The sequence below is a fragment of the Scopulibacillus darangshiensis genome (genome assembly GCF_004341035.1).
Taxonomy (GTDB): Bacteria; Bacillota; Bacilli; order Bacillales; family Sporolactobacillaceae; genus Scopulibacillus; species Scopulibacillus darangshiensis.
In genome coordinates this window covers 16,330-28,661 of sequence record NZ_SLXK01000025.1, presented here as the reverse complement: position 1 = coordinate 28,661, position 12,332 = coordinate 16,330, and the positions used below count along the sequence as shown (strand labels likewise).

The 12,332-nt window shown below is 33.1% G+C and carries 10 protein-coding genes; 4 read left to right on the top strand and 6 right to left on the bottom strand.

The annotated features are described in order from the left end of the window. Positions 1 to 219: 219 nt before the first annotated feature. From EV207_RS23495 to EV207_RS15250, 3 genes are all read right to left on the bottom strand, one after another. The gene (locus EV207_RS23495) at positions 220 to 657 is read right to left on the bottom strand and encodes a hypothetical protein (RefSeq protein WP_243647105.1); all 438 of its coding nucleotides are present in this window, start codon (positions 655 to 657) and stop codon (positions 220 to 222) included. Between the two features lie 291 nt (positions 658 to 948). Beyond that, positions 949 to 1,434, bottom strand: coding sequence for a hypothetical protein (locus tag EV207_RS15255; protein ID WP_132747023.1), 486 nt, complete (start codon positions 1,432 to 1,434; stop codon positions 949 to 951). 218 nt (positions 1,435 to 1,652) lie between these two features. Next, positions 1,653 to 2,474 (bottom strand): ArdC family protein, encoded by an 822-nt coding sequence (locus tag EV207_RS15250; protein ID WP_132747022.1) that lies wholly within the window; start codon positions 2,472 to 2,474, stop codon positions 1,653 to 1,655. Between the two features lie 706 nt (positions 2,475 to 3,180). Here EV207_RS15250 and EV207_RS15245 point away from each other — a divergent pair. Further along, positions 3,181 to 4,650 (top strand): ATP-binding protein, encoded by a 1,470-nt coding sequence (locus tag EV207_RS15245; RefSeq protein ID WP_243647104.1) that lies wholly within the window; start codon positions 3,181 to 3,183, stop codon positions 4,648 to 4,650. 338 nt (positions 4,651 to 4,988) lie between these two features. Here the strand turns inward: EV207_RS15245 and EV207_RS15240 are convergent, their stop codons facing one another. Next, positions 4,989 to 7,124 (bottom strand): type IA DNA topoisomerase, encoded by a 2,136-nt coding sequence (locus EV207_RS15240; protein ID WP_132747020.1) that lies wholly within the window; start codon positions 7,122 to 7,124, stop codon positions 4,989 to 4,991. 24 nt (positions 7,125 to 7,148) lie between these two features. Next, positions 7,149 to 9,176, bottom strand: coding sequence for a MobA/MobL family protein (locus EV207_RS15235; RefSeq protein WP_132747019.1), 2,028 nt, complete (start codon positions 9,174 to 9,176; stop codon positions 7,149 to 7,151). 238 nt (positions 9,177 to 9,414) lie between these two features. On the opposite strand from EV207_RS15235, the gene EV207_RS15230 reads away from it, so the two are divergent. The 3 genes from EV207_RS15230 to EV207_RS15220 are packed head-to-tail and all read left to right on the top strand — an operon-like array spanning position 9,415 to position 11,496. Then, positions 9,415 to 9,687: a hypothetical protein gene (locus EV207_RS15230; protein WP_132747018.1), complete on the top strand. Its 273-nt coding sequence runs from the start codon at positions 9,415 to 9,417 to the stop codon at positions 9,685 to 9,687. A 53-nt stretch (positions 9,688 to 9,740) separates the two neighbouring features. Further along, the gene (locus EV207_RS15225) at positions 9,741 to 9,902 is read left to right on the top strand and encodes a hypothetical protein (RefSeq protein ID WP_481405330.1); all 162 of its coding nucleotides are present in this window, start codon (positions 9,741 to 9,743) and stop codon (positions 9,900 to 9,902) included. A gap of 16 nt (positions 9,903 to 9,918) precedes the next feature. Next, a complete protein-coding gene (locus EV207_RS15220; protein WP_132747016.1) occupies positions 9,919 to 11,496 on the top strand; it encodes a hypothetical protein in 1,578 nt (525 codons plus the stop codon). 143 nt (positions 11,497 to 11,639) lie between these two features. On the opposite strand, the gene EV207_RS15215 is transcribed toward EV207_RS15220, so the two are convergent. Beyond that, positions 11,640 to 12,191 carry a helix-turn-helix domain-containing protein gene (locus EV207_RS15215; protein ID WP_132747015.1) on the bottom strand — a complete coding sequence of 184 codons (552 nt, stop codon included), beginning with the start codon at positions 12,189 to 12,191 and terminating at the stop codon, positions 11,640 to 11,642. Between the last annotated feature and the right edge of the window lie 141 nt (positions 12,192 to 12,332).

Sequence of the window (12,332 nt, the reverse complement as noted above, 5' to 3'; positions counted from 1 at the left end):
CTGTATTCTTCTATCTTTTCCTCATTTTCTAAAGTCATGTTCTTCATCAGTAGAATATTCAAGGATGACTGTTGCATCGGAAGGTTTGTCGATTAACAATTCATAGTTCTAATATTTTTGTATATTTTCCATCCTTTCTATTGGTTAGAATTATATAGAGACTATTTTCCACGATCTCACCAACTATCTCTATTAGGAAAAGAATAATATCTCTTTCCTTTAATATGATGATTGATTATAAGTATCTTTTGCTTCACCTATGCTTTTTCTGTCAAATTCACCATAGATCGCCACTACCAGTTCCTGGACTTTTTTCTCCGAATAACCGAGCTTTTCAGCAGCAAGAATGGCATAGCCTAAACAAGCGTCATTACTCCAACGGCCCTCTGAACTTTGTTCTTGGCCAATAAGATAGCGCAGCAATTTGGAACGGTTGCCCTTTGCCTTCTCGTCAATCCATTCCCAATCATCTTCTGAAAGGGTCAATGATACTTTTTTAGTTTCACCAAGTGAAGGACGCCCTGCCTTATTACCTTGTTTATGCTTGCTTGTTATCGCTACTAGTTTGTGACGACAATCAGCACATAAAATCATTTTTTCCTCACCGATATAAAAATCAATTACATCATACGTTCCACCACAATTCATGCATTCCATAAAATCATTCCTTATAATTTAAGTTACCTTTATTATATATTTAAGTAACTTAAACGGAAAGACTCTTAAGTAACTTTTATAAAAAAATAAACAAATTTATTTCCTTGCTTTTTTAATGAACTATCTTCAAGATAAGCCTAGCTATTCTATAAATAATAATCATAGATATAAATGCAACAATGCCAATATAGGTGAATAATGCCGGAAAAAGGAAAAAGTGATTAATCACAAAGCTAATAATAAAAGCTATAAGGATCCCTTTTAGAATGGTTTTCATGTTATTTACTCCTTTCAAATAAAAACTGTTTCGCTAATTACCATTTGCTTTTTTTCTGATCGCTCAATATGTTCTAGATATCCTTGAATATATTTTTCTGAAATCCTGTAAGGAAAATAACCGATGCGTTCCCTTAAAATATTTTCTAATACCCAAACTTTTCTAGTCGCCATTTCATATTCTTCATAAGACGCTTTGGCTATGCTTTCGACCTCTTCATTCATTCCGACCTTTAATTCTGACTTATGCCGCAAACGGCGTAACTCGTAAGCCTGCCCTCTGTATGCCCTTGCATGTTTTAATAAACAAATTAACTCGATGGTTTCTAATTTCAGCAGGTCTTTAGTGCTTTTATAAATGTTGTGTTCTTCAGGATACCAAGATATGGAGTGAGAAAGGCGCTCACCGTTTTCCATAACGTATTTTTCAGCTAAAACCATATCGCAAAACGGACAGTATTTTTCTTGCAGCTCTGAACAGCAGTAGGCACATGTTTTCATTATTTGACAGCTCCTTCTTATCATTGTTTATTGTCATTTCAAATGTCAGCATGCCTGACGCTTAATTAATTAAGGACTTACTAAACTTCCATATATAATTGTACAAGAATTTAATGGGTTAAATACCTCTTTAGTATGTCAATCATCTTAGTCTTTGGCCTTGATGTTTACTTGATATCATTTCCCTTCCCTCCCTGGCTGCAGGGAAGGGATCATTTTTAATATGTAACCCCTTTAATATAATCACTGGCTTTCTGTGCTTGCTGTGATGCCTTCACAATTAATGTTTTATCATCCTTCAAGGCCCGCAACCATGATTGAATATAAGATGCGCTGTTATCGATTGTTGTATTTTCAATTCCAGTCACACCGCACAACATGGAAGCGCCAAGTTCGGCAATTAATTCTTCTTTGCTGTAGTTCTCACTCCCAAACCTTATAGTTCCTGTGACCCCTTCCCTGTTTAACCGTTCCTTGTGACCTGTGCTATGAATTAGTTCATGAAATAGCGTACTATAATACTTGTTTGCATCCTCGAAATCCTTCAACGGAGGAACGTTCACCCTATCTTCAAACGGCTTGTAATATGCGGCACCTGATACAAAACTAAAGGACGGTGCATTGACATATTCTCCTTTGATTTTTTCAGCTTCTTCAATGGGATCATGATCGTAGCTCTCTGTCCTTCGTTTGCTTTCTAACCCCTCAACCTGTGTATTAATGTCAAAGACCTTATAGCAGCGCATCATTGGGATTTTTTCTTCTTTGCCTGTGTCCTTATCTTCAACCTCAAGCATCTTCCAGAAAACAACGATATGACCTTTTTCTTTGTATTTAATTCTCCCTCCTGCATCATTGATCTGTTTGAATGTGGCATACTCCCCACCATCTAACAGCATGGTATTAATACCACGATATGGCTTTTGTGTTTTCCAATTGACAGCCACACCGTTTTTAAATGGTTTCTTCCACGGGACGGTTCCTTTTTCTAATTTTTTAATGATCTGGTTCGTAATCATTTCATAAACTTTTTTGCTCATTTGTTTTTTTCTCCTTTGAAATTATTTTTGATTTTGCAACTCCGAAACGAGTAAGTCCCCTAAAGGGGATTATTTTTCCCTTTTGCTATGGAGATTCTTACAACCCCTATATGAAACTGTCAATAAAACATGGAATACCGTAGCGAAGCGAAGGCTATGCCGTGAAAGTTTATTGATGGTTTCATCATCTTCTTAGCTTCCAATGGGGAAAGGCATACGGTACCTGCCCCATTGGAAGGTTAGAAGATTTAGGGCGTTGTACGATTCGGAGTGCAAAAGGAAAAATAATTTATAATAAAAAGCTGGCCAAAGCCAGCTATCCATTTTTTATCATTGGGTTTTTGATTTTTGTGGTCATGTCCTCGTGAAGAATTGGACAGGAACTTACAAAATGTCATAATGAGCCCCATCCGTCTTTGGATGGAGCCCATTATGCTACAGTTTGTTGTTATCGGGCAATTTAGAGGGCAGTGAGATGCCATAGCATGTTAAATAACGTCCTTGGTTATTTTACATGCTGTGAGCAGACCTGGAAGGCGACCCCAACTGTAGCTTTTTTGATAATTTATAATAAAGATTGATCATTTGGAATAATGTCCGATAATTTATAAAAAGGTTTGATACAATTAAGTCGACGAACTTGATGTGACAGTTCCACAATCGGGCAAGATTATTTAGTAGGAATCAAAAAAAAAATATATATAAGGTGAAGGCATTGAAAAAACCAACTGATTTAAATTCTTTAGTGAGCAGTTACAGGGATTTACCAGAAAATACTTTTGAAGGGATTAAGAATCTTTTCGAATTCTCTATGAGGAGTGAGGAAATTGAACAAATATCTGCCTTTATTGATAATCTGTCCGTGGATGATAGATACCTTGGATATTTTTATGTAGGTTATAAAATACCTCAAATTGATAAGGAGTTTGATTTACTTAGGTTTGGAGAAAATTATATTTTGAACGTGGAAGTAAAATCCTGTCTGAATGTAGAAGACGCTCGGATACAGTTATTAAAAAATAAATATTATTTATCGTCTTTAGGTAAAAATTTAAAGTTGTTTACCTATATTTCGGAAGATAATGGCTTTTATCAGTTAGATAACGACGAAACTTTTCGACCTGCGGACATTTCCACATTCGAAAAGCTCTTAATTAGTCAAAAAATAGAACATCATTCAAACATAGATGATTTGTTTGATCCATCATATTTTTTGGTATCTCCCTTCAATGACAGTGAAAGGTTCATTAATGGGTCATATTTTTTGACGAAACAACAGGAAGAATTTAAGAAAAAAACATTTGATAACCACCAGCAGTTTATTATTTTGAAAGGCTTACCCGGAACAGGAAAAACTTTATTACTTTATGATTTAGCCAAAGAATTTAACAAAACACATGATATAGTTATAATTCATACTGGTGAATTGAATGAGGGACATTTGAAATTAAGACAACAATACAAATGGAACATTATCCCTATTAAGGAATTTAAACAGATTAAACAACTTAACCCCAAAGTTATTTTTGTTGATGAGACCCAAAGGATGTATCCTCAACAGCTTGAAAGTATTATCCAATATATAAAAGAAAATAATATAAGAGGTATATTTGCTTTGGATCCAAAGCAAATACTTTCAGTTCATGAACGTAATTTCAACAACCTTAATACTCTAAACACCTTGAATAGGAGTGAGTTATTTGAACTAAGTAAAAAGATGCGAACAAATAAGGAGCTTGGTACTTTCGTCAAAGGTCTTTTTAATCTGAGATCTATGGCGAATTGTAGGAACACTGGTAATATATCCATCCATTACTTTGGAGATATTAAGAAAGCCAGAGAATTTGCAGTAGGATTGGAACACGAAGGATGGCAGATTATTGATTACACAAGTCAGAATTACAATGGTGAAGCAATCCAGAGGATGCAGCTTAACAGAGGATTGAATGCACATAGGGTTTTAGGACAAGAATTTGATAAAGTACTTGTATTAATTGGTTCTACCTTTTATTACGATGATCAAAATAGTATTGCTGTAAGAAATGCAAATTATTATGATCCAGAGCGAATGTTCTATCAATCCGTTACCCGAGCCAGAAAACAAATCATGTTACTTGTTGTTAATAATCCCGAATTCATGGCTAAAGTCATTGATGCATTGAATAAAAACAATTAAAGATATTGGCCTTATGAAATTTTTTACATTATGTTGGCATGACCCTCTTATTAGGTATGAGAAATTCTATGTAGAAGGACTATAATAGTGACATCAAGGGTAGACCAAATTACACTCCAAACGGGCGCGATTGTTAAAGATCGCAGATAGAAAATGATCAAACTTTATTATAAAGATTGTATATCGCCAAAAAAAAAGGAATCCATTTTGATCAAACTTTTTTCAAAACGGATTCTTTTTATTTAACGTTAAATAAAGGGAATAAGATGTACTTTTGTTCAAACTTTATTTTAAGTCAACACCAACGGTTCTTATGCCCTGAACTTAAAACAATATTTCTAACTGAAATCAAATTCAATGTTAAATTCGCTATCTAATTTTAATGCTGCTTCAAAATCTTTTCCTTTTTTACTCTTAAATCCTTTAATTTTGTTTGTTTTGCCTTTTGTACTCAACGATTTAATGATTGTTTTACCTAACGTTTTCCCTGCCATTTTTGCTGGAAAGGTCACCTTACAACCTTCTTTATAACAAGAGCAGCCATAAAATTTACCTTTACTTGTCTTTTTTTCAATGATAAACCCGTTTTGGCAGGAAGGGCATTTAGATATGCCATTGCTTTGCTGCTGATCTTGAATTTTTTTAGCAATAGAAGGGACGTTTAATTGAGTTGGGACTTCAGAAATCATTTTATTAATGAATGCTGTTATCTGTTCAAGAAACTTTTCTTGTGACCCTTGGCCTTCACCGATCTTTTTAAGGTAACTTTCCCATTTGGCAGTCATCGACGGACTCGATAAAAGGGTCCCATCAATGGCTTCACAAAGGATTTTCCCCTTATCAGTCACAGAAACAATGTTCTTTTTTACATCAATATAGTTTTGCTGTTTTATTTTTTCTATAATACTACTCCGGGTGGCTTCAGTTCCCAACCCTTCGACATCTTTTAGAATCTCGACATCTTTATCATCTTCAACGTATTTACCACAGGTCTTCATCATATTGATTAACTGCCCCTCGGTATAAGGTTTAGGAGGCTGGGTCATACCTTCCTTAATTCCGATGATACCAGTTGCCTGTTCATTTTTAGAAACAGTTGGTAAAACAGTATCTTTATCTTTTTTGTCAGCATTAACCGGGAATAAAGAATGCCATCCCTTTTCTTTTTCGGTTTTTCCCGTTGATTTAAACGGAAGACCTTTCACATTTGTCATAATCGTGGTTTCTTCAAAAATATAATCGCCATGAAACATCCCCAAGGTGACAGCCACAATTTCATGATAGATGTTCTTTTCTTCTGTGCTTAATCCTGCCATAATGCTTTCATTTGGAATGGCTTTGGTCGGGATAATGGCATAGTGCTCTTCTACCTTTGATCCATCCACATAACGCTTATTTGGCGTTAATGATAATGGGGTAAACACATTGTTCAGAATTTGTTGATACCCATTTAAATTCTCTTTTAAATAATGAAACTCACTTTCAGTAATGAAATGGCTATCCGTCCTGGGGTAAGAAAGGATCTTTTTGTCGTACAGTTTCTGTACAATATCAAGGACAGCCTTGGGGCTGTATTTCCACTTTTTATTGGCTGCACTCTGCAGAGAAGAAAGAGAGTGTAATTTGGGTGACTTTTGCCTTTTTTCTTTCTTATCAACGGATTGAATAATCCCTTGATCCTTACCAGTTATATCATGTTTATCCAACAAAGCTTGAACCGTTTCCCTCGCTTCTTCTTTAACATCTGCCATACCTTTGTATGACCCATTTTTCACGGTAAATTCACCTTCAATTTGAAAAAAAGGTTTTGATACAAAGTTTTCTATTTCATTTTGTCGTTGGTAAATTAAATAAACAGTGGGTGATTGGACCCGGCCAATAGAAAGACTTCCGTTATATCCCCTCTGCTGAAGTGGCAAAGTAAATAACGGAGATAAGTTCATACCCACTAACCAATCGCTTTTTTGCCTTGCTTGAGCTTCCAAGAAAAAGTTATATGTTTCTTTGCCATCACGTAAATTCTCCATCCCTTTACGAACTTCATCATTTTCCAGAGAATTAATCCATAATCGTTTAATGGGCTTATTTGTAACCTTAGCTTGTTGAAATATAAGGCGTGATATCGCTTCACCCTCTCGATCGATATCTGAAGCGATCACAAGCTCTTTTGCATTTTTTAATAATTTCTCAACTTCATTGTAATGCTCTTTTTTATCCTTAGAAACGGAATAAGAAAAGGTTTTCGGGACGATTGGTAAATTGGCTAAATCCCACTTTTTATATTTTTCATCATAAAATTGGGGAGGGTTTAACTCTACTAAATGGCCAATCGCCCAAGTGATAATTGCACCATTTGGAAAAGCTTTATCAGGTTTAACCTCTATATAATGCTTTGTTCTTTTTTCCACATTAAAGGCTTCAGAATAAGCCTTAGCTTGACTCGGTTTTTCAGCCAAGATTAATGAAAGTCCCATGTGTTATCACCCTTTAAATGTATTTTATAATTCCATTCCGTTTTCTGATCTTCTCCTTCTCAATTTTGTTCGATCCCGTTTAACAGATTGACCATTTCCATTTTCATTATCCTTTTGCAATTCGTCTAGAAGTGACGTTAAACCATCTACAATATTACTCGAACGATCTGAGATATTATTATATATTTCTTTTTCGTCATCATTTCCATTTTCATTTGATTTGTTGGCTGCTTCTTGCTGTTTAAATTCTTCTTGCTCTTGTATGTCTTTAATAAATTCATTAACATCAAGAAACAATTTTTCTTGTTCGTTAAGTTTTGAATACCCTTCTAACAATGCAACCTTAACGTTAATATCAATCACAGCACAATTAATATCTGGCGATATCTTTTCTCTAATATCTTGATCTAACAACGGCTCAATTTTTTCAATATAATTTTCATAATTTGACTTCAATTGTTTTATGCTATTAATTTTAATGGTTTCTTCTTTAAGTTTAGTTGGTTCGATAATATTGAGATTTAAGTTGTTAAATTTACGTATACTTCGATTGTATATTTCAATTGATGTTAATGTATCTTTTGCTTGTTTCCAAACAGGAACATAAGTTGAAATGTTTTCATTGGAAACAGCCTGTCTTTGATATTCATCTTTGATCTTATTTGATGGAATAAGGATATTATGTTTTTTCAATAAATCTAAAACAAAATATTTTTCCTCAATGGAATAATCTTTAGCATAACCACGATTATAAATTGAATGAAATTCAAGATTAGTTAATTCTTTTTGGTAATCTAAACTAATTTCCGTTGCTTTTTTAAGTTCATCAAACTTCCCTTTTTCTTCAGTATGTTTTTCCTCAATATTTTTTAACTTTAACAAATCAGCCTTTACTTCATTTTTAAAATCATTAGATGAATAACCAAATTGGACGACAGCATTTTTATTATTTTTATAAGCTGTCAAAAGACTGGAATATAATTTTTTCTCTGCGTTAATTTTTGATTCATCACGTTCCAATTTAAGCGACCATTTATTACGCTCATCATGGAAGTTATTATAAAGATTTAGGGCCACTTTATAATCAATATATCCCTTTGCTCTCTCCACTAATAAGTTTGTAGCATGAATTTTTTCTTCATCAAAGTGATGTTCCCTACGGACATTATCAAGATACTTTTTGTATTCTTTTTCAGTCTTATATTCTTCTAAGTTTATAACATTTTCATATTTTTTATTATATGCTTTAATTTCTACATTTTTTTTAGCATAATATGTTCTCGGAGTGTATGTTTTATTATTTTTTTCACATTCATTCTTTTCTTTTTCTTCTAATTGATAAGCATTTCGTGTTAAATGATGCGTTGGCTTTTTTGTTTTGTTTTGGTCTTTATAAGATTTATGACTATATGTTTTATCAGAGTCATATATTTTGGCTTTTTCATTTAGTTTTTCAGACCATTTTCCCCTCCAATGCAATAAAGTTTCTTTGCTATCCCAATTATTCAACTTGACCGATCTTGTTTTTCTCCATCCTTTATCATCATATACCTGTTCCCCTTTATCATTCAAAACGGGTACTCTTTGTGACTTCTTCTTTTCCCATTCGCCCTTTTCATTAAATTCTCTTACTGTTAAAAGAATATGAGCATGAGGGTTTTGTTCATCATCCCGATGTATCGATACATCTGCTACCATACCTTCATCAACAAACGTCTCTTGAACATATTCTTTTGTCAGTTCTAATTGCTGGTCATTTGTTAAATCATTGGGTAAACCTAATAAAATGCTCCTTGCTAACCTTGCATTATCTCTCTTTTCAAATGTTTCAACTTCATTCCATAATCTCTCTCTGTTAGTTGTCCATGACGGGGCATTTTTGGGGGATAAGATAAAGGACTCTGGTTTCACATTATGAGATTTAAAGCTTTTTGTCATACCATCACGAGTTGAATATAACTTTTCATCTGAACGATAAGAAGCCATAGCAACAACGGATTGCGCTGACTTATTTACTGTTCCACAGCTAAACAAATAGTAGCCATTACTCATAATGTGTCACCACCTTTCTTTATAATCCAAGAGCCCCCGCAGGAAACCCATTTGATGCGCAGTTGAGACCGGAGGGAACCACTGCGTGTAAATGGGCACTCATCTTTAATTCGTGATCCTATTATAACATTTTTACGTATTATTTCCAATGTTTTTGTTGAATTTATCAACATATTCATTTATTATATAGATAGAAGTTCAATAGGATACTAAATAAGTCAAAGAAAAGAGGTTAACAATGGCTAATAAAGTAAGTAAGGCTATGGAACGTAAAGCAAAGATGCAAGAGCGTATTGAAAAAATGGAAAAAGAAATGAAGGAATTAGAGGTTAAGGCACAACAAGACATCGGTGCTTTTGTTTTAAAAACATGGGATATACAGGATGATAGTGAAAAGGTATTTGAAGTTATAACATCACTTAAAGACCAAGCTAACAAATTACTGAATAATGAAGGTGACAGCATGGGGAAGTCCGAACAAGAAAACATACAAACGACCCCCTCACATTAATTGCTAGAAAAAAACAACACATAGAACGAGAAAAAAGAAAGTGGTATCAATTTATGGAAGGTGAACGGAAAAAGAGAGCAAATAGGCTCATTCAAAAAGGTGCTTTGTTAGAAAAATATTTTGACTGTGAAAAATTAAATGTTGAAGAAACAGAGGAACTCCTAAAAGTGTTTGCTGATTATGTTAATCATAACAAACCAAATTATTTAAAATAATTAAGGAGGATTTATTATGAGCACTGATCTTAAGCAAGATGATTTAATGGAAATATTGGAGAACATTTTTAAAAAAATGTCTCAAGATATTAGCAAACGTAAAAATGAAAATGATAAAGACAACAACATTGAGAGTGACAAAGCGCTTAAAGAGGATTCAAAAGATAACCGATTAGAGATTATCAAAGACGGTGAAATAAGTCCATCAGGCCAAGAAAAGGGCGAAAATTATTATTTTTTAAAAGGCAATGAAAGCAAAGAAGAAAAGGAGGGTTATGATCTTCTAAATTCATATTATGATAAGGCAGAAGATAAGCTAGGTTTTTATCTTGATAAAGTGAATAAAAAAGATGACGATATTTCTTTAGTTTACAAACATGAAAGAGACACGGAGCAAACAAAAACATTATCCCTTAATTTAAAAAGTGGTAAAGGAATTGAAACATGGAATGGGCTAGAAAATGTTAATGGAAATAATAAACCAGTAAGTCAAAGCCTTAACACGTTTGATTTACAAGAACTAAAAGAAATAAAAGAAATTAACGATTCTAAGTTAAAGACTCAAATAAACCAAATATATAATAAAGACCTTGATATTAACCAATTATTTGATAATATTGACGATAAACTAAAATTAACGAATGATATGTCCAACTTTCAACACCTTAAAAATACATCCGTTACAATGGAATCACTGAAAAGTTTTATAGATAACAAGAATTATGATAATGAGAAAAAAGTAATTAATGAAAAAAATAAAAATGACCAAACTCAATTGCTGGAAGATCATAAAAAAGATTTATCTGACGTTATTGATAATGAGGTAGTTGGGGATAATTCAAATCAATCATACGTCAGCAAAGATGAACTCGAAGGTATGCTTGATGAGCATTTACTAAAGGTTCAAGCGCTTTTAGAGGATTATAATAAAAAAGAAAATAAGGGTAATATATCGGATATAAAAGTGTCATTAAAGGAATTGGTAAACAACTTTAAACAAAGCATTAAAGATAAATTTACACAATCAAAAAGTGCCACACAAGATAGTATTCAAAAAGTCAAAAATCACTCTAAAGATAAAATAAAAGAGTCCCTTTCTAATATCAATGAGACGATCAAGACGTTCTCTAAAAAAGTGGATGACAAATTAAATTTAAATGCGAATAAAAACCCAGTGGTTAAAAATGATTCGGTAAATCATGAATTACTTAATACGTCTTACGCTCAAAAAGTAAAGGCAGCTTTAGGTAATGATAAAAGTCTTTACATGAAAGCCTTCACAGCTTACAATATTCATGCTTTAGAAAAAAACATTCTTAGCTTTAAGGAAAAATTAAATGAATTAAATGTTCTGGAAAAAGAAAACCCGTCCGATCAAATTACAATAAAAGAGTTAAAGAATGAAATCACAGACAACATTACCAATACGGAAAAACGATTGGAAAAATTAACTCAATCTGTATCTGTTGAAAGAACCCTAGATGACATCAATCAAAATGCAACAAAAGAAAATGATGAAAATGATAAAAGCATAGAAAACGAATCGAAGGTGACATATAAAGAAACAACAAATGAAGTTGAATTGGAGCATTAAAACGCGCCTTTATAATTATTATCTTTTTAAAGTCTAAATCGCCTTATAATTAGGCAGTTTAGACTTTATTTAGATCATAGATCATGTCTTCTACCTAAGTTAATATCCTCCCGTTGATCCTTTCAAATTCGCTTTCTATTTATTTATGAATCTTTATTAAAAAGTCGAGCAAAAAAGCCTTTTTTAGTTGGAGGTTGAGGTTCAGGCTGATTTTCTTCTTTTGTTTCTTTCAAAGACAAAAGAAGCTGCTGTTCCCTTTTTTCTATTGTCTCCTCCATGTATTTATTTTGATTTTCCAATCGTTCAACCAAAGCTTTATTAAAATTCTCCTGATGTTTAAGCATCTCTTTTATTGATTTCAATTCCTCTAGAATTTCGTTTTTATCATCACTTATGTTTTCAGGTTCAAGAGGATCTTCCCCCGTACTCAAATAATAATGTATCTGCTTTAACGTATAGTTTTGTTCTCTACTTAATTTTTGAATAAGAAGAAGTCTTTCTAAGGCTGCTACATCAAAGTAATGATAGCCATTCTCTTTTTGTATGGTTGGAATTTGCCCTTTTAATTCTTTCATCCAATTTCGGACGACATGAGGGCTTTCATTGATATGAATGGCAGCTTCTTTAACAGTTAGTGATAAATCACCTTGGTTTTCACTCACCTTTTGAAAAGGTGGGTTTTCATGATCACACATGTTCACACCTCACATCCACACATTGGTTTAAACCTAAGTGTTCTTTTACTAAGCGCCTTTAACGGTATTTTAAAGTTAGGTTTTAACTTTCATATAGGTTGCCCTCAATCTTTCGCACCTAAGTGTACATTTCGGTGTGTT